This is a genomic window from Flavobacterium sp. B330r (assembly GCF_056824325.1).
Genome location: NZ_CP124860.1, coordinates 5,637,908 through 5,663,270 on the forward strand (window position 1 = coordinate 5,637,908; position 25,363 = coordinate 5,663,270).

The following is a 25,363-nucleotide window of genomic DNA, read 5'->3' on the forward strand; positions in this document are numbered from 1 at the left end:
TTATAGTCCTTTATAGAATTTACCTAAAAGTATTGATGTTTTTATACTTATAAACAAACTCATTTGCCTGTTTATTTCCTGGCAGATTATACTTCATTACTATTTCATAATTTCCATATCGCATGAATTGGTAAGAACTACTAATAAATCGCTGAGCAAGCGCCACAACACCTGGTTCTCCGTTAATGTAGTTGTTCACTATTTGATTGTTCAAATCGATCCAATCTTCCTTATAGACAAATGGCAAATTGTATCTAAACGGGAAGTTAGCTCTAGTCCAAGACTGATTAACATCGTTTTCTAAATTTGTCATATAAGAAGCATTTAACGGAATTGCCTTTGCAGGAACAACTCCAAATTCGCTAGTATCTCTATTTTTTATTGAGAAAATACCATTTAAAGGATAATCTTTATACAAATAAGGATAAATGTCTGTTGTATAATATTGATCATTTAATTTAGATTCTGCTGTTACTACAGGTTTATTGTCACTGTAAGTTACTCCTCTAAGCTCTACTAGGTCAAAAGCCTCTTGACTTGAAATACCATTGGTTAAATAAATAACATCTGAAAACAAAATTCCAAAATCGTAGCTTTGAGTATTAATTGCATTCATTTTAGAAGCAAAAGTCTTGTATTTACTCGTATTGAATGAATAGTTTAAACGATCAATGCTTCCCTCCGCTTTAGATATGGCATCGGCTTGATTTTCTTTTATTTGTATATCATTACCCTCATCACTAATCGTATTTGTCTTTGTATTCGATGTCGTATTTCTTGTTGTATTCTGCTTTAAATTACTAACGATAGAGAAATTATATTTCTTATCCTGATCGATATTGGGCAAGTTATAATATACTTCATTTGAAGTAGTATCATAGTTAAATGCCACTGCTTTTGAGTTAGAAGTTCCGTCTTGCGCCATCTTAATACTGGTCTCCCAATTAGAATCTTCAAACAAATAATCCTGACCACGCTTCAGTTGGATATATCCTTTTGAATATTCTTCTTCAAGGAAATACTTTTGATCTACAACTGGATAAGAGTATTTAATATTGGTAAGCGGAATATGGTTTGGCGCGCCTCCTGTTGTAAATATTCTTTCTTCAAATTCTGTGGCCACTTTTCCGTCTACTTTTATAGGCTGGAATACGCCATTTACCATTTTTTGGAAACTAACCTCAACTTGAACTTTCAATTCTTTATGAGGAGGAAGAATATCTGTTGAAACAAAATTAACTCTGTCTTTCATACTACTCCATTCAAAAACTCCTGGAATTTCTTTGGTTCCATCAAATACTTTGAATTTTTCTAATATAACTTTATAAGTCACATCGCCTGCGTCTTCAGGAATTACAAAAGCTTCATTTACTTTCATTGAAAATGCAGCTTGTGGCACAGCAAAAACGTCTACATCTGTAGAGCTTTGTTTTGGAGTCACATCGGTGATTAATTTAATACCTCCTAGTGGCGATGCATTTTCAAATTGGCATTCTTCGCCTAATTCAAATTTAAATCTGAATTTTCCTTTTATCAGTCCTCCTAAAATATTCATATTTCCTGCCACATACCCGCGCATCCAAACTGGATTTGGTAATTTCGCTTGTAATAAAACTGCGGCTCCTCCAGAAATAATTGGAACCTTTAGTTTTAAGAAAGATAATTTAATTCTAATTCCAAGTTCTCCTTGCAGATAAGCATAAGATTGTCCGTTGGCATACCAACCATTTATACCTACACGGCTTCCTGTGTTGGAACATCTAGCTTCCTGATAATCTTTAAGCATAATATCGAATCCCATTCCTGCCTGAAAACGGGCGTAAAAAAGTAAGAAACTTAAATCTCCTGTATCGAAATCTAGACTGGCTCCAAAGGCTAAACCACCTCCATTTGCCAATTCATTTTCGTTACGCATATAATCCAGTTCTTTTAATTCTACACCCAAAATTTGAGCTACTTGTGGAGGTGGCGCCGGACTGCCCGGAAGTACCGTTCCTGCCATAAAATAACTTGTCGTTTGCAAATACATACCTGCAACTCCAATTTTAATTCCGCATCGGTCTTTTGGTGTTCCCATGTACATGTACCAATCTTTTGGATCTTTATGGAAAACTCCCCAAACGGCTCTTCCTCCTTCTCCAGTTCCCGAAAGGAAATTTCCTGGTGTATTAATATATACATCAGTAGTGGCGTGCATCGATTTGTTTTCAAAATCAAATTCGACAGCTGCTGCCATTTTTATTCCTACTGCTGCCGACAAATCTCCTGGAATTGCTTCTTTAGCTTCTGGAATATATTTGCTCGCAAAAGAACCTTTAAGATCATTTTCTGTAATTCCTAAAAAGCTTTTCTTAGCGGTAACATTTGAAGCTACTTTACCCATTAAATCGGTAACATTTTTAAGTCCTGGAATTTTAGCCATGACATTGGCTTTACCGAAAATAGCTAATCTGTTTATTCCTCCTTTTGAGTTAAATGCCATTTCAAATCCGGCTTCGCCATCGCAAATGGTTTCTGCTCCTACGTGAAAATAGATTAAAGCCTTAATTCCTAAACTTATTTTCTCGTCTGGCGTATAACTTAGTCCCGAAGGAGAAAATTCGCCAATAGCAATATCTTGATTTCGATGCATTTTGTAATAGGCTCCTCCACCAAAACCTGTAATCATAAAAGGAACACCTGGTGTTGGAGGAAACTTAACCGCTCCATCAAAATACCAATATCTAAAAGTAGTACGTCCGAAAATTGCTTTTGCTTTTACATTAACAACATCCACAACGTCGACTTCAACATCTGCATTAAATCCATCTCCATATACAGGGTCTTTTTCCATTAGAATAAGCCCTCCTTTAATGGTTAATCCGCTGAACTTACAATCTATATGGATAGCCGAAAGATCCAAACCAGCGTATCGGCTTCTTTGCCTATACCCATCATCGTACATCTTACCCTTTATTCCAATTCTTGCGGTTGCTCCTGCTCCAATACTTTCCATTAAATTAATTCCTAAATCAAAATCAATTCGGGAATCATCTCCATTAATGGCTACGTTAATGTTTCCGATAGAAACAGGGAAATTACCAAAACCAACGGTCCCTTTGTATCCCATATTTCTAACAGAAATAATAGGCGAAACAGTCTGTAATTGCAGGTTCTCAAACGTAATTCCTTTAAAGTCTACTGTTTTCTTACCTTCTACATCTTTATCGTCTGTTGCTCCTTTATTGGTTCCAAAAGAAACCGAACCGTTTAGATTGGCTTTAGGCAAAAATCGCCCATTGACTAATTTTAACTCGACAGAACTATTGGGCAGCAATAATGCTTTTGCTTTCCAGATATCAAAAGCTATGGAATCTTTGGTTATCACAACCAATTGTTGCTCTTCCATAGAAATAAATCCGTTGTATTCTAAACCAGCCCTATTGGTTTGTTTTGGTTTAGCAGAATCGGTTCCTGTTGCGCCAGCCGTTCCTGTATTCGCTGTCGCATTTGTTGCAGGAGTTGTAGTCGTTTCTTTTTTCTCTGGTGTGGCTTTACTAATGGGTAAAAGAATCTGTCCTTTTAAATTTGCTTTTACAAAAGTATTTGCCGCAATAGTTACATCAATATGGTCTAAGGAATAAGCCCATGATTTTTCCTGACTGGTTATTCCTCGATCTAAAGGAAAAACATTATCTGCATAGAAAGTTCCCGAAACTCCAAATTTATCTATAATAAGATTTTGTGCGCCTACATGAAGTCTTTCTTTACTTGATGCCGTATCTGTTGTTTGAAATTCCTTGGGCAGACCTACATCAAAAGTCTGGACAAAAACTCCCTTCCACGATTCTTGACTTGGAACCAAAAGCGAATTTTTGGCATAATACTCTGGAAAAACAACTACAGGATCATTTTTTAAATCACTTAAATCTAATACTGCATTGCTTACCAAAAACTGGAAATTACCATCAAAATCTTTTCCGTTTCGTTTGTCTTTTAATACAAAAGGTTGAAGACTTACATTTAATAAAATATCATTCCAACTACCTGCTGTAAAACTAAATTCTCCTCTAACTCTATTGGGTATTGCAACCGTTTTTCCGTTATAATACGTTTTTGGAACTGTAGTTTTTGCTTCATCAACCGTTTTGGTCAACGGATCGATTGGCAAAATTAGATCTCTAGAAAACTCAACAGCGCCAGAAATCTTCATTTCTTTAAAACCATCACAATCGATCTTTACATACGTTAGGTCGTTTACGTTTCCTGTCGCCATTTCGAAACCTCCGTACAAAGAAACCTGCCATTTATCCTCATTAAACGGAATATCAACATTGCCTAGCAATACCAATTTGGCTTCGCCCATAATACCTCCTTGATGCGATAATTTAACATTATCTGCTCCAAAGAAAAGCTGCATGGGCTGTCCGGTTTTTTTATCTTTCTGAGGAATATCTACTCTACAGAAAACCGTCAGCGTTGTATACTCTGGCGTAAAAGTAGCTTTTGTAATTCCGATAGAATATTGAATATTATTTACCGTATTACGAATACCAATAGGCAGTTCTACCAAATCTTGATTTGAAAACTTATCTACCCAACGATCAGCGGCTTCGATCTTTTGTATCGAACTTGAAGCTGCACTTAATTCTTTTGGTGGCTGAATTTCCTGCCCATAAGAAAAAACAACCGAAAGCAAGATAAGCAGTGTCGCAAAATGTATTTTGTAATTTTTTTTCATAAGCAAATCATTCTGTTTTTTTGAAAAATAAAGCATACCGACTTCTTTTATATTTTACTCTTTCGAACAGCAAAAGAGTTTATTTGACTATTAATTATTCTTTAAAAACTTAAAATCGACTTCTCCGTCTTTAACATTTTTAACTGCTAAATCATGATAGAATGGAATTAGTTTGATTTTTATTTCTTCGATTATTACTGCATCTGCTTTTTTCTCTTTCATCATTTTAAAGAAATCCCCTAGCTCTTCTTTATTAAAAGCAGAAAGGTTTTCATTTTCGCGAAGCTGATCTACAGGTGTATTTGAAAGTATTCCAATCTCATTAAGCATCCATCGATGAACTAATAAAGGCTGTAATTTTTTATTTTTTCTGTCTACCAGTTTTAAATATGAATTATAACTCACTTTATCTGTCACGTCTTTTTCATCTACACCATGCATTTTATGCTTGTTTACTCTTCCTAAAGCCATCACATAATCATTCTCATATCCTTCGTCTTTACGAGCCATTTCTTCTTGTAAACTTTTTACAGTTTCATGAATGTAATTGTCGTATTTATTTAAGATGTCATTATTTAGGTCGTATGCTTTTAAATAATTCAATGCTTTTTCTTTGAAACTATCATCATCTGGAGTCAAAGTGGTAAGCGTTAACAGATGCTGTAATTCTTCTGAATCTTCTTTTGGCATTGGACGAAGCGCTGTCTGCATATCCTGAAGTTGCTGTATAATTTCGTCTCTCGTTCCTTCGTACGTTTTGTCTTTATGCTTTATTTTTAGAATAGGATTTAAAACCTCTTCTTTTTCTTTTTTAGGCTCTTTTTTGGCAGGAAGCTTTATTTTATCCAACGAACAGGTGTAATTTAAAGTAGCCGTTAAGTCATTAAATTTGTCAGTATTCGTGCTGCTTCTAAACATCGAAATAACGTTTAAACCAAAATTATGCCTTTGATACATTACGTAACTATTGTTAAACTTGATTCCAAATACAGAGCTTGAATTCATATTTCCTTGCGAATTATTATAAAGAAATCCAAGGTTTGTATTTAGCTTGTCTTTGAATAGTTTTTTTGAAGCTCCAACCGAAGCTCCCATAGATGAATTATTGTTTCGGCTCACTTCATTTTTGGTATAATTAAGCGAACTGTTTAAAGAGACTTTCGTTGCAAGAAAACTAACCGTATGCGCCAAGTTATAATTTTGAACCGTGCTTGCCTGACCTTTTCTAATCACGCCTCCTTGTTCGTTGGCCTGACCTGCAATACTATAATTAAAGTTTAAATTTTGATTTCTTTTTTTTCCGAAAGCATAAGACATATTGACATTAGCATTTTGAGACAATTGTCTGTAATCTAAAGTGTCTGCCTGCACAACATTTGGATTATTTATCAGTTCAAACTGATCTAATTTTTTATTGGTATACGTAGAAAAATTAGAATAACTACCCGTAATATTGATTTGATCTGTAACTCTATAATTCATGTTAATAGACCCTACAACACGTTTTGTATCTTGTTTTTTTATTTTTTCTAAATCGTCTTTTTGAAATCCTAAACTGGTCGAAACTGTAATTCTATCTTGATAAAAAGGTCTCGCAAAACGCAACGCGATGTTTTCTAAATCATTATTAAAATATAATGCTCCAAGGGTATTGTAATTAGGATCAATGCGCTCGTACGTTAATCCGACAGTACTTTTCTGAATATTATAATCGAAATTAACATTGAAAGCGTTCATATAACTTGTACTTTCTTTACCAGAAAATATCTTATCTCGAAAAGCTCCTCCCGAAAGACTTTCATTTCTAGTATCATCTGTTAATACAGATAAGGCATACTCGACATTTAAATTTAAATTTCTCACTACCGAAGTGCTAAAAATCAAACTGTTTACAAAGTTTTCTTTTGGTGTAACTCCTTTATCATTTACCATGTTTAATGAACTGGCATCGTCTTTGGCATAAAAACCAATCCAACCTAATTTATATTGCGCTTTCTCAAAACCTACTTTTGCTCCATAACCAAAACGCTGATAAATCGGAATTCCGCCTGAAGCATTTTCTGCCGAAACGGCTTTAAGGAGCTGTCCTCCCATTAACGACACTTTAAACGGACTGTTTGGCGTCAGTTCTAATCCGACTCCTTTAAATGGATAACCACTTAATGTATAAGGTGAAAATGTCATACTCACATTTCCAATATAAGCCTTTACCCATTTGTATTTAGGCATAATGCTTAATCTGTTAAAATCAAATGGAGCAGTATATCCTAAATTATCTCCTTGATTGGTAAAACTATAAAACAACGGAACGCTAAAATTAAAAGCACTAATATTCAAACTCCCTGAAAACAGATAAGTGAAAGGTTCACGTGAATTTTCCATATTTGAATTGTAGTACATCATATTGGCATTAATATTCCCTGTTACCTTAAAATTAGGTTTATAAAAATTCTCCAAATCTACATCCTGTGCATATCCTTTCCTGCAAAAACAACAGGCCAAAACAATACATAACCAAAACAAGATTTTATTATTCTTTATCTTCATTTAGCGGTTATTGTTTTTGAACTTTGATGTCGCATAAAATATAAGAACTTGCACCGTTCTTTACCATTTCTTTTATTTTAATGGCGCCTTTTCTGCCGTCTTGTGTTTTAAATAAAACGATTCTCGGATAAGCAAATCCAAATTCCTGTGCTCCTCCAGCGCTATAACTTATGTTTAATGTTTTTATAGGCGTGTCATTTACCATACTGTCGAATTGTGCTTCGGTAAAATTTAAACCACAATTGCATAAGCTTTGAGAATTTACAAAAATGGTGCTTTGCGCATTTTTTAATGCTAAAAACCCATAGTTATTAGCCTGATCTGGAGAGATGAATCTGTTGTATGAAAAGTTGCTGTTTAAACCTTGAAATACGATATCTACTAGACTGCTATTCTCATCGTTAATTTCGTTTGCCTTATATACTTCGCGTATAACTGTCGAGAACATTGCGCCAATATTATTGCCGTTATGTGCCGTGTTAATTCCTAATTTTATATTAGCAAATGTTCGCAGGTTTGTATCGGGCAGAACTGTAATAGTCGATTTGAAAATCTGACTTGTTTTATCATTAAAAGCTTCTAAAATAACTTCATGAACGCCTGCACTTGTAAAAACAACAGTTGGATTCTCTTCTGTAGAAACAGCTGGATTCCCGCCTTCAAATGTCCATTTGTAATGGGTTGCGCTGACAGATTTGTTTGTAAAATTAATTGTTACAGGAGCTTCGTAATCGTCGTCTTCAAACTTTGGCTCATAGGTAAACAAACTTACCAAATACGGAGCAACAGTAATGGTTTTAGTCTGTTTTTCAGATTCAAAACCATTTGATACAGTCAAAGTTATTATGTGTTCTCCAGGAGTTGTAAAGACAACATTTGGAGGGGTTTTCCCTGAAAAAGAAGCTAGCGAACCGTCTTGAAATTCCCAATTAAAAGTCAAGCCTTCTCCAATAGTAGCATTCTTTAAAATTACCTCAACAGGAGAGTAATTGCTTTTTACAATTTCATGCGTAAACTCAATATTAATTCCTTCTTTTATTACAACAGTTTGAGTAAATTCTCGACTCTCACCATCTACATTTTTTGCTGTTACTTTGATGGTATAAGTTCCCTGCTTGCTGTATAAAATCTCGCCTGGATTTTTAGAATTTGAAACAGAAGGATTTCCGCCCTCAAATGTCCATTCATAAGTATCTGCACCCGTTATATTATTATCAATTTTAATAATAACGGGTATAGATTCATCCTGATCAACATACGAAGTCGTGAACTCACCTTCTATAACTATAGCAGTTTCCTGATAACAAGAAGTAATAACGAAAAGTAAGAATAAGAGTAAAGTTTTTTTCATTCAGTGCATTTTAAAACACTGCAGCTATTAAAAAACTGCAGTGCTTTTTATTCTATATTTTGAATTCTATTGATTAAAAATTATAGATAACGCTTGATAATTTTATCTATAGAAATAGCCCAAACAATATTGTTTTTATAGCCAATTGATTTGATAGCTTGCGTATTTGTATAATCAAGCGTCCATGTTTTAGCTCCATCTACTGTTTTGTAAATTTTGTTTTCTAAAACTGCCCAACCCGTATTAGCATCTTTAAATACCAATTTTGTGAATTTCTCTCCACTATAAATTTTAGTCCAAGTATCACCGCCATCTGTAGTTTTGTAAATGGTAGAGTTATTAATTAAAAAATAACCATTTGCCTTATCTGCAAAAGATACTTCTGCCGCTATAGTATTTGGTTCACTTGCAAAATAATGTTCCTTCCACCCCTCAGTTTCATTATTTTTAAATAAAATAAAAGGATAATATATATTTGCCACTTCTTTCATACCAATAGCCCAAATATGATCATTGTCAATTTCATCAGATTTGATTATAGATCCTGAATCAAAACCTTTATCAATAAAATGAGCATCATAGACTTGTGAAAACTCAACTCCATCAGCTGTGCTATAAACATCTCCGTATGAAGTAATTATAGTTCCCTTTTTCATATCATCATCAACATAAACAGAGTAATAAATACCCTTTGTTGTTGCGCTGATAAATTCCATTGTTGAAGAACCTCCAACTGGTACCTTTTGAATTCCAAATGCTGTATCTGCCCAGCCTTCATCATTTTTAGTAGCCGAAAAAGCTCCAGAAAAACCAGTTCTTCCCCATTCTACAAAAGTAATACCTCCATCAAGAGTTCTGTAAACTCCGCTTCCTCCGTAGTCTGCCATAGAATAGTACATTATTTTATCGCTAACGACTTGAACACTATAGACTTTATTCTCATTTTTTAGAACGTTGTCCATTGTAAACCAATCAGTAGTAGATGATTTAGGTAAAACGCCTATATTTCCTTGATAAGCATTCTTAACTTCATTTGTAATGGTTCTATTCTCAATTGTTAAAGACAATTGTGGAACTAATTTTTCAGTTGACGGCAGTTTGAATACAATCTCAGTAGCTGTTGATGAAACAACTGTAGCAGAAACTCCATCAAAGGCAATTTTAATATCTGTTATCTTATCAGAAAAATTTTCACCATAGATTGTAATGGTTTCTCCTGCTTCTCCAAAGTTTTTAGAGAATGATGTTACTTTTGCAGCTTTTATTACAACAATTGGCGGTTCAGGAGTTGAAGGACTATCTGAATCTGAGCTACAGCTGCCTAGTACCATAAAAAGTTGCAATACTGCGGCTAATAAGACTGTTTTTTTCATTTTAATTATTTTATACATTTTTTTTAAAATTCTATTTAGACTGACTTCCTAAAGTATATCCATTTCCAACCAAAACTCTCACGATATTTATTGCTGTTATATCTTTGCTCATTTTGTAACCTGTAGGGTTTCCTCTATTGTCGAAAGTCGCTTTGAAGACTTTCCCGTTGAATGTAATGACTTCCTGATTTAATAGTTTTTCATATCCTGAGAACATACCGCCTCTGGCAAACCAAGTTCCTACTAAATTATTATCTAGGTCCATTACTTCATATTTCAAATCTCCATTTTGAGAAGGCGATGTCATTTTGATAAACCCAATTCTTTTATCGTCTATATCTTTATTTTGTGCCTTAACGCTAAAAATTGTACCATAATCATCGATCGCTAACTGATAAGTATCTGCAATTTTACCAGCATTATCTATTTCGCCTTGAACGCCCAAACGCTTTGCGGCTATACCTGCTGATTCACCATTGATAAAACTTTCAATTGCTTCTTTGTTTAAACCTTCTACCCCTACCATACCTCTATCCAATAATTCATAGACTATACTACGGTCGTAATTGAAGGCACTGAATTTTCTGCTTTTGTTCTTAAATTCTAATTCGTTTGATTTCCCCGTCGCTTCATCTTTAATTTCAATCCATGGCAATACCATAGAATCTTCGTTTGGAGCTTTCTTTAGTTCTGCCGTAATTGAATAACTTTTATCTAAACTAAAAATGGTAAAAAGCGGTTTTTTACCTTCTACAAAACCTATTGTTTTTTCGTCTAGTTTTAGTTCTCCTTTATCAATTTTTAATTTTTGCGCAAAACCACCAATGCTAATTAGAATTACTATTAGGGTTAAAAGATTTTTTTTCATTTGTTAGTTTTTGTTTTTATTTTTTGTTTTTATTTTTATTTTTAATTAATGTTGGATATAATCTGCTTTTTCTTGTCTTCAATGGGCGTTTTATATTTTAAATATCCTTTGCGTTCACGAGCAACATGCTCGCACTAGCAGGAGCTTGCATTATTAGAAAACAGATTTAATTTCTTTCATAAACCCTTAAATTATTTTCACTATCCATAACCCCTAGTACTTCATTGTTGACCTGTGGAACGTCTGTAAAAAACAAATGCTTTCTTTCTTCTAATGGCGCTTCAAACCATATAACTTCAAAATTTTCTGTATCAAAATAAGCCTCCTTCTTTCCAATATAATTTAAATTGATTATCTAGAAAGAAATTTGACACTTTTTCTATTTTAATTGCATTACTGTACATAACTATTCTATTTTAATAAAATCAAATAAACCTTCATCTAAAGAATTTACTTTCTGCATGAATTGCCACATAGATTTCTTTATTAAATAATTTAATGGGGTTATCAATAAAGAATAGTAAATCCTTTTTACTTTTTAGTCTCATTTCTTAGTAATTCCAGTATTTCAAATTCAGCATTATATTAATCCAACAAGACACTTTTAGTTCTCTTGACAATAATAAAACTCCACATAATCTGTTTTGTCGTAGTTGTCATAATTAGGATATTCCCTCTCTCTAACTATAAAACGTTTTATGGTTAGCATTTACCCACAAACACCTAAAAATAAAAACGTTATATTTTGTCAACATTTTAAATCTCATAAACTATTAAATCTCCATTAGAGCTTCTTACATACAATTTTTCGTCATTACAAACGATTTGGGCTATCTGACTCCCTGCCATTTCAGGAATTGCCTGCAAAAAATCAACTATCTTAGTTTCAATATCAAAACAGCCTACATAAACAGGTTTTGGTTCTTCATTTGCATAAGAAAAAGGATTCTCCGAGAAATAGAGCTTATTTTTATACAAGGCAGATCCCATATGACTTTCTACATTTATAAAATCAAAATTCTTTTGAGGAATTCCTATTTCTACTGTTTGTTTTTCTATATCTATAATTTGATAATAGTCTTCACTCTCTGGATTCCTACTACTATTACCCCATATGCTAACCATTAAACCTCTTGTATTATCGAAAACAAACGATGAATCCTTGATATCTGTTTTCCAAATCACGCTACCTGTTTTTATATCTCGCTGCTCTAGCTTCAAATCAGAATCTTTAAAATACATAAAAACTAAAGTCTCTTGCCACATGTAAAAATCTGAAACTAGCTCGTATCCTAGCTCGCATTTAAATTCAAAATACGTTTTTGTATCTAGTAAATCCGTTAATCTAAAATATTGAAAATCTTTCCTACCTTTTAACCTGTAACTGTAGTGTTTATTTAAAAACTTACCGTAAAAAAAATCTCCTTTCCCTACTAATTCAGCATTAACATATAAATCAAAATATTCATCATCTTCTTCATTTTCAAACCAAACCGCATAGTTGTCCTTATCAAAAACACTTATACCCACTGCAGCATTTTGATTTATTTGTTTTAATAAATTTAGGTTTTCATCTAGTATAGAGATGTCTTTATCTCTTAACAAGAATAAAAAATTATTACTATAGAAACATCTTTTAATATTCTCATCATACGGTAATACTTTTTTTGTACTAAGATTTACCAGACTTCTATCTTTATTGATTATTACATTGTTACTAATATCCCAGATCTCATTATTTACATTATAAATTTTATCTACTATTTTCATATTACTTCAATTTAAATATTTCATCGAAATCTTCCTTTAAATACTTTTTTAATTTAGATACTGTTGGATTTTCCACATCCTTTAAGAATTTTTTAGCTATATCATCTGTCAATGGCAAATTATCAATAGCATTTTTCATATTTGTTACAAAATCTGGTGGATTTTTAGCTGCATCAAACATCCATTGTAATTGTTTTAGATCTATAATATCAGCATTATTTAAATCATTCAAAAATTGTTTAGCAAAATCAGTAGGAGGTACTTTACTATATGACTTAAACTCAAAGTATTTTTTTCTACTCCTACCTCCAATTGATACAGCATCATCTACAACAGCATCATATCTACGTTTGTTTCCTAAAATATTCTCTACAACTTCAAAATTAGTTTTTTCAGGAACAAAAACTAATTTGCCTTCCTTGCGCAATAGTGCTATTACCCAATTGGCACCATCTGCTCCTGCTCCGTTAAACCAATTCGCTTTCAAACCTGATATTACTGCATCAAATCCTCCCTGTTTTTTATATAATGCAAAAAAGTCTAAATCATCAAGGAAGCTTACCAAATCGGTAGCTCTTTTTCCTAATCCACTATTAACATTAAGTATTGTTTTTAAATCATCTGCACTAATATGTCCTTTATTTAAAACTGATTTTAATTGTTTCAAAATAGCTCCACTTTGCGTAAACAATTTACTTTTTGGAGAAAAAATACTGTATGACTCTAATACGTCCCATTCTTTCGTAATATCCTCTCCTCTTTTTACAAAATCCTGTAAATCTGTGCTAGCTTCTAAATCATTTAAAAAAGCTCTTATTTTATAAATGTCATCTTTAAATGGAGCTTTCTCTAACATTAGAGCTAATTTCTCTCCATTTTGTACTGTTTTACCTAATACAGTTATAACTTTCTCTAATCTTGAAGGATCAACACCTAAATCAGTAAGACGTTTTAATAATTGTTCATTAGCAGCTCCAAAAATTTGCGCAGAGTATGTACTAAGATTCGGAGAACCCATTGAACCTGGACTTACACTTAGTTTTATACGCTGGTTAACACCATTTATTGGATAATCAATTCCATCTGCTCCCGCTAATACTAATCTATTAACATCTTCAAATGACATCTCCAGAGTTGGCAGTTCAGTATTATTAACAATAACTTTTAATCTGAATAATCCATTATCTAATTGGGTTATAACGTCGCTAGTAGCATTTTTTATTACAACACCGACTTTTCCTGACATTCCTTTAACAAACCTAAATGACATTCCGATGTATCTAAAAGGATCACTAAGTTTATCACACAGTTGTATTGCCTTAAAGGCTGTTGAAGCAACTTTACTAACAATTCCTGCACCTGCCTCTACATCTCCAATACACATAACAATTATTGGTCCCACAACAGAACCCACAAACTCAGCCCCTATACATGGTTTGTTAGCATCGAATTGACTTGCAATACCATCTTTTAACAAATACCATACTTTACCAAAACTTAATCCTTTACCATAAATAAGAGTTTCTTTTCCACTAGCATCTTTCTCAAACATCTCCATCTCTTCTATCTGGGTCAAAAACTTGCTATTTGCTTCTCTCCCTTTAGACGATAATGGAGAAATAAGCAGTTTTGCTAAATCAGGAACAGATTTTACAACATCAATAAGTCCGTTATACATTCCGCAGAACAAAGCAAACTGAATTTGGCTAGGAGTTGCTTTTTCAAATACTTTATTAAACTCTGGATAAGCGTCAGCTAGATTTTCAGCTACGATATCGTAAACTGCACCAGATAAAGACAAATAACTAAAGACCTTTGCATAAATTTCATTATAGTTTTTATCATTACAATCGTATACCGAAGGTTTAATTTTGACTTTACTTATACCACTGCTTAACATATCAAACATATCGTAATAAGCTGTAAAATATCCATCTACAGATTCATAACCAATTGCAATTATCTTCTCGAATAATGTTTTTTGTTTCCAATCTAAACTTGATTCCCATGATTTTAAAGCGACAGAAATATTTTCGTCAAAACTACTTCCAGAAAGGATTTGTTTTACTCTAATTTTCCCTTCATTGCTATATTCTAACCAAAATACAATTTCATCTGGCTTAATTTCATCCTTAACATTATCTACATAAAAACTATTGTCTTTGAATATTACTCTATCTGTTTTTTCTGCCTCTGATGTTAAAAGTATGTGCCCTTTAATTTGATGCGCTTGTCCTGTAATCCAGTTTTTAGATTTACCAGACATTAAACTTTCTAATTTATCTAGTACCTCTTTTTTAACTTCACCTTTGATTAAGTTTCTAACAAATAATCCCTGATTGTTGCTACCTGACTCTCCTTTTGTCTCTGACCAATTACTTTCACTAGCTTGATTACAAACAATTGTTTTTTTGCTATTAGAATCTACATATCCCTTAATAAAATCTTTAAGTGTTTTCCCGCTATTCAAATATTCTGAAACCAGAACAGTAACATAGGTTGTTTTACCACACTCATTATCTTTATTAAAAAATAGATATAGCCATTTGTTGCTAATAGAGCTTAGATTAGTAACCTTTTTTAAGGTATAACTACCTGATTCACTTACATACTGACCATCTTTCCACCAGTATGCATCTCCTTTGAATGTGAATCCAGGAATAGTTCCATCATTAGCTCTAACATCAGCAGTAGAGTACGTATTTCTATCTACTTTTCTTCGCTCTGACCCTACAGTAAACACCTCATAATTAGGGCTTACCACATAACCATCAGCAAATTCCCCACTAGCCTGACTCTGAAACGCATACAATTTAAACGTAGGATCGTTGACCTGTTTCCAATCCATATGGTTTAAAACAGTGCCTGAGCTATAATCCATTAAGAAATCTGTATTAGAATCTGTTGTTTTATACTGCTCAAAAGGATGCTCGAGTTTAAAGATTCCGTGACCTAGTTCGTGTGCAGGAGTTTTTAGTAAGCCTGATTTAAACACATAACCAAACTGTCCATTCAAACGCATGTATCCTTGCTGTTCTGTACTAGATTCTTTATTCGTTATAAACAATACATAACTATTTCCGTCACCTTTATATTGAGCATTTATATTTTGCTGTACTGTACTGTAGGTAGATGTAAGTGTATTTTTCTCCGTTTGAATTACATTGCCAGAAACTATCTTATCTATATTTAAAACCGCCTCTTTCTTAAAGTTAATTCTAACGCCTATTTTACTATAAATCCTCTGTGTTTCAGTAATAATTTCATTTAACTTATCTGCAGAGACATCATCAGTAGGTACCAATGCCACATTAACATCTTTTGGCGAAATATGCACAAGCATGAATGCACCAATAACTTGCCATTTCTTGCCTTGTTTTATGGTGGCTAATATTTGTTCTTCGGCATAACTTAAATTTCCTTTTACAGTAAGAACAAATACTTTATCGGTTCTCTTAAAGTCAATTTTTGCTCCATTTTGGGTTTTAAAAACTATACTATCTAGTTTTATATTAGAATCTGTAACATTTACTGTAGCAACAACTGTATCTGAATCGCCATTTAAAACGGCTTTATAAGGCAATACGTTATCGCCTGCTTTGGCATACAATTTCTTTAAAGCTGCAGATGCACCATCTGGCATTACATCAAAAGCATACTTGCTTCCGTTTCCAGAAAAAGCAATCGAAATACCTTTGGCCGTAAATGCTGTGGCTTGACCACTTTTATCTACGCCATCTGTATTTTCTGGCGATGGTTTGCCTCCTTCGGCAACTGCAACACCTTGATTGCTTCCATTTCCTTCACTGTCTACCGTGTAAACTTTTGGAGTAACAACAACGTTTCCGTCTTTATCTACAACACCGCTGTCTGTAATTACAGTATCTTTTCCACCTGGAATAGTTATCTGCTCGCCGTCAACGCCATTTACAACTATATCTCCATTAGCATTAATGACAATATCTTTAATTACAAAAGGAACTTTTTCTTCAATTTGTCCGCCTTTACCCTCACCAGTGAAATCTTCAATATCGGTAACATTTTTCCAATCTGGGTTATAGCTCGTTTCTACAACACCACTGATCAATTGATAATCGGTATTGATTACAATATCCTTAAACTCTACTGCAATTTTAGTATCGGCTAAATAAGGAACAATGATATATCCTAGTCCAGAATATGGACTTTTTTCTCCTCTTAGTTCTAAAATAGTTACAGGAAAGTCACCAGCTCTAAATGTCTCGCTTTGAATTAAATTGGTTAGCGGTTTTTGATTCTGGATATTGATTTGCGGAACGATACCACAATTGTACGCAGGAACACCATTACTTTCTGTTGGTGTGGTAAAAGTGCTTATGTTAGAATAAGTAAAAGACTGAACTCCGGCTTCGGCTGGATCACAGCTCGATCCCACTCTAAATTCATAGGTTACTCCCGGCTCTAAATTGGTAATTAAACTTTGTCTGTTTAAACTATTTGATGAGAACCATTGCGCATTACGAACACCTTGTTTTTTGTATTGTACCTGATAGCGTGTATGCTCTGGCACTCCTTCCCAAGTAATTTTTACACTTTTTGAACTTTGCGATTCGCTTAATAAAAACGTTGGCGCGGTACAAGAAGCCGTATATTTAAAAGAATATATTTCGCTATATCCGTCATTTTTAAAAACAGCATTTTCTGAAAGTCCCGTTGTCGAAATCGCTCGTACTCTCCATGCGTAACGTAAACCTGGAGTAAGTATTGGCATACTTAAATTGTACAAAACAGCGGTTCCAAATAAAGTTTCTTCGTATAAAGTCGGAGACATTTGAAACCCAATTTGAGGATCTAATGTTGGATCTAAAAGCTGTTTTAGCTCAAATTTATACGATATGTTTGTTGCGTTGATCTGACGCGGCGTCCAAGTAAATAAAATATTAGGAAACTCTGTCGAAGCAATTTGTTCGTTTTTTTGAGGTGTATTTAATAACGGCGGATCATTTAATATTAGGTATAAACTAGCACAACTTTTTTGAGATATTTTCTGATTCGTTACAAAATCGTACATCTCAAAACAAAAATTGTACATTCCTTCTGGCAGCGGATTCGCATATTGCGCTGCAGAGATTCCTTGCAGGTTTTCTAACCTAAAAATCGATGCAATATCAACATTGGTTAAGGTTTGCAGTTCCCCTCCATTTATATATATTGGCCTTTGTTCCTGTGCATAATCAGAGGTTTGGATGTTTAATCCGTTGCCTTGTATGTACAGTTTTAAGCGTACTCTTCTTTGCGAGATAGAGATATCGGTTGGATTAATCAACAATTGCATCTTCGTATCCATGCTGTTAGCATAATCAGAAATTTTGACGCTATACGGACTATTGAAAACTGGTGTTAATTGAACTGGATATAATTGTGCATATCCAACTGCATTAAAAAACAGAAATAGAACAAAGAAATATAGGTTGTTGAAAAGGTTCTTCATTTTTTAATTGATGATAATTTTTTTAACCAATGTTTGCTGTCCCGTCTCTAATACGACTATATAAACTCCAGATTGCAGTGAAGTATTAAAATCTACTTCGTATTTTTTCTTTCCTGAGTCTTGTTTTTGAATCATCGTATTTTGTCCAGAAGAGGAGAACAGTCTTAAATTTATCGCACTGTTGTTTTCTAAATTCACAATTGCTTTAAAATTACCATTGTTCGGATTTGGGGTTACAATAAAATCTATAATAAATTGAGATGCCGTTTCGGTATTTGGCAATGTACCACGTTTTTCTACCATGATATTTTTGGTAAAAACTGCATAACATTCTCCTTGTGTCTGTTTTAAGCCAATTGAATACACTCCAACTGCATCAAACTTTAAGGTCACGTATTTTTCCTTTTGCTCTACAACTTTTACTCCGTTTGGAATAACCCAGTCTGTGCTTTCTCCAAAAGGACTACTGGTATTAACCAAAATTACTTCCTCATCTAAATACGCTTGAGAACTCAATAAAAATTCTGCACTAATGGCCATTTGGCTCGTTTTTATCACAATTTCATCTTCGCCAATACAACCTAAAGCCGTAGTAGCTTTTACATGATATGTTCCTGCTTTTGACACATTGATTTTTGCTTCATTTGAAGTAAATCCGTTTGTAGAAGTCCAGCTGTATTTTGCTTGCGGATCTTTTATTGAAGCATCCAGATCTAGACTTTGGTCAATACATAGAGTTCTATCTGGACCAACGTTGACAATAACAGCTTCAGGATCTTTTAAAACAAATCTCTTTTTATAAACACAACACTCTGGACAAGTAATCGTAACTTCATAGTTTCCGGCAGTAAGATTATTTAAATCTTTAGTAACTGCTCCTGTATTCCATAAATAGGTATAAGGCAAATTACCTCCTGTAACATTAAGTTCTATAGATCCGTCGTTTCCTTTATAGCAAATAGGATTTTTAACCGTTTCCGTTGATAGTATTCCGTTTGGATCTCCTACAAAAATACTTCCCTGAACCACGCATCCTTTTGCATCTGTCGCTATTACAAAATAATTGTTTGTGGTAATGTTTTCTATTTTAGAAGTTGTTTCTCCGTTTGTCCATTCGTATGTATAAGGCGGTGTTCCACCTGTTACATGCGCTTCTGCCCAACCGTCATCTCCAGTCGTACAGCCCACATCAAACTTTGTAAAGGTTAATTTCAACTGATCTGGTTGTGGAATATACTTTTCGGCATCAATTTCTTTCACTAAAACATTATTCACATAAGTTCCCAATTTTATTCCGTTGGCGTCTTCAATGTTTAGTGCATAAGTTCCTTCAGAAAGATATTCAGCGGTATCTCCTGTATTCTTCCAAATAGTCCAAGAACCATTGGCCTGTTTTTTCTTCCAAGTGTAATAATAAGGTAATTCATTGTTTTTCTCTTTAGCAAGCTGAATTCCTCCTGTTACATGCGCTTTTAAAATACCGTCTTGCGATTCATCTCTTTGATTATCTAAAGGATTAGCATCAATCTCGTTTCCAAATTCGTTGCTCACGTTACAAGAAATAGTACGAATCACTTCAAACGTAACTTCAAGCGGATCTGGATCGTCTAACTCTGTAACAGAATTAGCCACAGTACAACTTGTCTTATTTGTTGCCACGTTGTAATTAGCATCACGCACCGTCAAAGTATAGATTTCCTCAGGAAGTCCTGTTAATGCTATTGTATAAGTGTTATTGCTAAAGCTCGTGCTTGTATTGGTTTGTGTTATTCCTTTACTATTTTTCCATTCAAACCAGTACGTATTGTCTGCAGCGATAGTTCCGCCAGTAACCTCAACTACAATTTTTCCGTTTGTTGCTTTATAGAAACTCGGATTTACAACCTCAGTATATTTAATAGAGAGCGGCGCTTTTGGCTGATCAATAAAAACTTCAGCATAAGCGGTACAGCCTTTTTCGTCTGTTGCAATTACCCAATAATTTCCTGTTTTTAAAACGGTATTTTTATCCGATTTAACTTCATTAGACCATTCGTAGGTGTATTTTCCGCTTCCTCCTTCTGCAGTTGCAGTTGCCCATCCATCATTACCTCCATTACAAAAAACATCTCCTTTTGCAATTTTCACAGACAATATTGGAGGCTGCTCCATAAACTGAATAGAATCTTTTGCGATCCAATTTCCATTTGTGTAAGTACCTAGAATAACATTATTTCTATCTCTGACATTAAGAGCATAATTTCCATGAGAGAGGTTAGAGATGATAGAATCTTGTACAGCTAAATCTTTCCAAGTTCCATTGTCTTCCTGTTTTTTCCAAGAGTAATAATAAGGTAGTCCATTGTTTTTTTCTAATGAAAGTGTTGTTCCTCCTGTAACCTGCGCCATTAAAATTCCATCTTGCGATTCGTCACGCTGATTATCTTTTGGAGTGGTATCGGTCTTGTCTCCAAATTCATTTTTAGCGTTACATGAAATACTCTGCACAATTTTAAAAACAACTTTTAAAGGGTCTGGTTCTGTCAAAACTCTTTTTGATTCTACAACAGAGCAATTAACAGTCTGACCAGTCGCTTCATCGTAATTTTGATCTTTTATTGTTAAAAAATAAGAATCTGCAGGCACATTGTCTAAGGTGATAAAGAATTCTCCATTTACACTTTCAGTTGTTACATTTTGCAATACTCCAGCAAGATTTCTCCATTCGTAATTGTATAATCTACCATCACTTGGGACTGGTTTTAATACTGTTCCCCCTGTTATCTTAGCTACAATTTTTCCGTCGCTTGCTCCCGAAAATGTTGGCGTTGATATTGTTGGATAATCAATTGTTACCGCAAAATCAGGCTCGGTTATTTCGATATCTTTTGTAGCAAAACATTGATTTGAATCTATAACCTCAACGGTATACGTTCCTTTAGTTAAATTTGTTATTTTTTGAGTTTTTGCTAATTCTTTTCCTTTGTAATACCAGACGTACTTGTAATCATCCTTAACTCCATCTTTTTCAGCAAGAGTTCCTCCAGTTACATTTACTAATGCCCATCCGTTACTACCTTCATAACAAGACACATTTACTGAATCAAATAACAATTCAATCTGTTTTGGTTCTAAAATTTCTTGAGTAGTTGGACTAGCGGTTATTAGTTGAACTGTATCGTAAGTTCCCTGCACTATTCCATTAGCATCTTTCACATTTACAGCATACAAACCTTCCGAAAGATTGCTTGCTGTAGCTGTTTTATAAGTTGCTAAATCATCCCATTTTTGGGTGTCTTCATTATATTTTGACCAGAAAAATTTATATAGTAAACCACCATTATCTGCCGTATTAAATGGCACACCCCCTTCTACAGTTGCTGTCAAAATTCCATCTCCTGCTTTATTTTCAATAACAGACGGATTTAAACTTTTTGAATTACATGAAATAGGCTGGGTGATTGCTAATTTTACTACTATTCTTTTGGGCTGCGTCAAACTATCTAAAGATTCAATAACAGAACAGCCTGCTTTATTAGCAGCTAATAGGTAATTTTTATCTGTTACTGTTAATTTGTATTTATCGTCTGGAGCATTTTCTAAAGTAATATTATACGTTTTATCTGCCGAATTATACGCACCTGTTGCGGGTACGGTATCTCCGTTGCTATTTTTCCAGGTAAAATTATATGAGTTATCGTCTTTTATCGTACCACCTGTTACTGCCGCTACTAGTATACCATTTTTAGCTCCATAAAAAGTGGGATCTTTCTTGAAGGTATATACAACTTCTAGTGCTTTTGAAGGTTCTGTTATTTTTTGCTCAATTACTTTTTCATCACCCAGTTCTATTACACCATTTACCATTACTTGTTTTCTGGCGACACAACCTTTCATATCTTTTACCTTGATATAATAGGTTCCGGCTGCTAATCCTGTAATTGTACCTGTGCTATTATTAGGAAAAGAAACCCACACATCTGGCGATTGATCATTAGGATCTGTTTTTATCGAATAATAATCATTTCCTGCACTATCTCTAGTTCCTCCGCTAGGAGTAATAGTTATACTACCATTATTTACCCCGTAACATAAAATATCATTTCCTTTTACGGTATAATCCAATGGAGATGGTGCTCCTATGGTAAATGGATATGGCGTGCCACCTAATTCTGTATATTTTGAATAAGTGTTGCTGCCATTGTAAAAACCTGTCATTGTTAATTGATAATTTCCTCTACCAAGCCCAGAAAGCGTATAACTGTTGTCTGCTTCTAATTTTGTAATATTGGGAAAAGTTTTGGTACTAGCCCCAGATATCACCATAGAAAATGTTTCACCAGGATAAAGTGGTCTATTAAATTGAAGTTTTAATTTTCCATCCGCACTTCCCAAATCATAACAACTTACCTTCTCAGGAGCTGAAGAAAGAATTTTTGGGGCACTTAATCGAACAGAGTAAATTCCTACCCCATAAGTAGTCGTACCACATGGCTTTAATCTAAAGTAAATTTTCTGACCATGCTTTAATCCTGCATCTCCTGAAATAACTTCATTTGCATTTGTACTTATAGATGCAGTGCTATATTTTGTAAAATCTTTCCAATCGGTCGTATTATTGTAAGAAGGATTAAAAGTATATTGCCATTTATAGTAGCTTGAATCGTACCCGGTAGAACTATTAATAGTAATATTTTCATCTGTAGGCAAAAAGTCAGGAGACCCTTGAAATACATCTAAAACGGGATCAATTCTATAGTTAAATTTTATATGTGACATTCTAGGAGAATAATCTCCATCAAAAGAACCATTGGCACAATAGCTATCTATATTAATAGATCTTGTACGATTAGCATCAGTTCCTGTTCTAAAGTTAACAAAAGCAAAACACTCTATGGAAACCGGCTTAGAAGGATAATCAATAATTGGCACATCAAAATTGACTTCTTTGTCGCCATTATTTCGAATACTTCTATAATACATTTGTTTAGTCGACCCATCTTTAAAACGAGCCGTTATGATAATTCTAGAGTCTGTATTGTTTTTAACCCCCGCATTAATTGAATAATTAAGGTTAGAAATTTTTACAAAATATTTCGTCTGAGCATAACCCAATCCGCAAATCAATAAGATGACAAATAAGTAAAATTTCTTCATAGGCTTAATAAATAACTGTTAAGGTCTCTGGTTTTGCTGGACTGTCATTTTCTAAACTTGGAACCAGATGATATTCGTATTCTTTATTAATTTTCAAATTTTTATCTTCTAAAGTAAAAACAGTTCCGTTTAACTCTTTCCATAAAGTTGGCGGAAGCCCTTTTTCATTTTTATAAATACTTAGGCCTAAAACCTTACCTTTATTCTTTGCATAATCCCAAGAAAGAACTATTTTTCTATTTTCTCTATCTGCTGTTCCTTGCGAAAATGTAATCACTTTTACTGGCGTAAAATTTAACACACTAACCGTTATGACTGAATGATCTAGTGAAGACCAAAGATTACTTTTATCCTTAGCCAGAATAGCATATTGATAAATCTTTTTGTTTTCTATTCGATCATCTGTAAATTCCTGAATCGTATCATTTATTTGTTTGATTTCGACCCATTTTTCCTGTCCTTTTTCTCTTCTTCTTAAACTATGACTGACAACATCTTCACTATAGCTTCGTATCCATTTTAAGTGTACTTTACCGTCTTTATTATCATAATCTTTAAAAATAGGTGCGGCTGGCGGAATTTTGTCGGGTTTATCCAATACCAGGATATCAGAAGGATCAGAGATATTATAACGCATATCCTCAGCAGCAATTCTATAATAAACTTTACTGTTGGTCATTTTTAAACTCACGCTGTCTTTATACTCTGAACCGCTGTAAGATTGATGGTAAATATCTACAAACTCCTCTCCTGCCGTATTGGCTTTTAGTATTCGGTATCCGCGAAGATCTTTTTCTGTATTGGGTTTCCATTTTAGTCTAACCGTTCCAAGACTATCAATCACTCCTTCCAGTCCGATTGGCTTGGCTGGCGGTATAGAATCGACTGGCTGTACCAACATACTTTGAGATGTTAATCTTTGATTGTTTTTTCCAACAACCGAAATGGTAAAATAATTGGATGGATACAGTTCTTCTTTAAACTTGAGTTTTCTTTCAGATGGCGGAATAATTTTAGAGACCACTCTATAAGGCCCTTTATCATTACTTGCTAAATTAATTTCATAACCTTGAATAAATCCTTCCGATTCTTTCGGATAATCCCATTCAAGATTCACTTCATTTGAATTTATAATAGCATAATCTACCAATCTGGCCGGAGTTACTACAGCGGCAACACCCGATGCAGTTATAGGTTTTGTAACTTCTCCTTTTTCTCCAAACGAAGTAACACCGTATAATCTATAATGATAAACTTTGTCGTTTACACTTAGTGTATCAACAAAGTACATGTTTTTGGACGGATTTTCGTCTTTATCATTTAAGTTAACAAGTCCAGTATTTGATATTGGTTTATAATTGATTCCGTCTGAAGATTTTTCTACCATAAACGAGGTATAAATTCTTTTGAAGGTTTCATAATCCCAAGAAAGCAGTACTTTTCTATCATCTGGAACAGCAATAAAATCTGTTGGTGCAGGAAGAACCGAATAATCTTTTAGGCCAATCATATAGGAAGCTTCTTTTACCTGCGGACTTTCAAAAACCTTTACTTGGTAAGCGTATACTTCATTCTTCTTTACATCTGTATCTACATAACCCCAGCCCGCTTTTACAGCTCCTTCAAAGCTCATATCTGCAGCATACAAAGCAAAAGTATATCGCTGATCTAGTTCGTCGGCCATATTAACAATTTTTGCCAAATCACCTTCTTTTGCGCCTGTTACTTCAAAACTTTCGCCATAAATAGATTGCGCTATAATAGCTGCGTTATTGTCTTTCTGTACAAAATCAATCCAAGAATCTAATGGTTCGGGAGTTAATGGTTTAGAAGTAAGAAGTGTTTTTTCGGGTTTAGGCAAAACATTACCGTCGCGTAGAATTGTAGTTCTAGTAATTGTGAATCCTTTTTTATTGGCTTTCTGCCATTCGACCGGAGAATTGATCGCCCAGCGAACTAAAATTTTATCCTTTTGTGCTCTGGCTTTAACCATAACAGCAGCACTTTTAGTCTGTGAATAGGATACCGATATAAACAATAAAAAGAAAAAAATAAACTTATTTGGGGACATAAGATGTAATTATTTCCATGTTAAAAAAGCAAAAGTAATCTTTTTAATTATGATTTA

General features: G+C 33.9%; 9 protein-coding genes. All 9 read right to left on the reverse strand.

Annotated features, from left to right (window positions below):
- Window positions 1–19: 19 nt before the first annotated feature.
- Window positions 20–4,720, reverse strand: coding sequence for a hypothetical protein (locus tag QLQ95_RS24520; protein WP_482502064.1), 4,701 nt, complete (start codon window positions 4,718–4,720; stop codon window positions 20–22).
- Window positions 4,721–4,810: 90 nt separating this feature from the next.
- Window positions 4,811–7,267 carry a TonB-dependent receptor gene (locus tag QLQ95_RS24525; RefSeq protein ID WP_482502065.1) on the reverse strand — a complete coding sequence of 819 codons (2,457 nt, stop codon included), beginning with the start codon at window positions 7,265–7,267 and terminating at the stop codon, window positions 4,811–4,813.
- Between the two features lie 7 nt (window positions 7,268–7,274).
- On the reverse strand, window positions 7,275–8,618 hold the full coding sequence (locus QLQ95_RS24530; RefSeq protein WP_482502066.1) for a PKD domain-containing protein: 1,344 nt from the start codon (window positions 8,616–8,618) through the stop codon (window positions 7,275–7,277).
- An 80-nt stretch (window positions 8,619–8,698) separates the two neighbouring features.
- Window positions 8,699–9,991, reverse strand: coding sequence for an IPT/TIG domain-containing protein (locus QLQ95_RS24535; protein WP_482502067.1), 1,293 nt, complete (start codon window positions 9,989–9,991; stop codon window positions 8,699–8,701).
- Window positions 9,992–10,022: 31 nt separating this feature from the next.
- Window positions 10,023–10,859, reverse strand: coding sequence for a hypothetical protein (locus tag QLQ95_RS24540; RefSeq protein ID WP_482502069.1), 837 nt, complete (start codon window positions 10,857–10,859; stop codon window positions 10,023–10,025).
- A gap of 756 nt (window positions 10,860–11,615) precedes the next feature.
- Window positions 11,616–12,629 carry a hypothetical protein gene (locus QLQ95_RS24545; RefSeq protein ID WP_428239407.1) on the reverse strand — a complete coding sequence of 338 codons (1,014 nt, stop codon included), beginning with the start codon at window positions 12,627–12,629 and terminating at the stop codon, window positions 11,616–11,618.
- Between the two features lies 1 nt (window position 12,630).
- On the reverse strand, window positions 12,631–18,099 hold the full coding sequence (locus tag QLQ95_RS24550) for a fibronectin type III domain-containing protein (RefSeq protein ID WP_482502071.1): 5,469 nt from the start codon (window positions 18,097–18,099) through the stop codon (window positions 12,631–12,633).
- Between the two features lie 3 nt (window positions 18,100–18,102).
- Complete coding sequence (locus tag QLQ95_RS24555) at window positions 18,103–23,235, reverse strand: T9SS type A sorting domain-containing protein (protein WP_482502073.1); 5,133 nt, start codon at window positions 23,233–23,235, stop codon at window positions 18,103–18,105.
- A gap of 4 nt (window positions 23,236–23,239) precedes the next feature.
- Window positions 23,240–25,228: a fibronectin type III domain-containing protein gene (locus tag QLQ95_RS24560; RefSeq protein ID WP_482502075.1), complete on the reverse strand. Its 1,989-nt coding sequence runs from the start codon at window positions 25,226–25,228 to the stop codon at window positions 23,240–23,242.
- Between the last annotated feature and the right edge of the window lie 135 nt (window positions 25,229–25,363).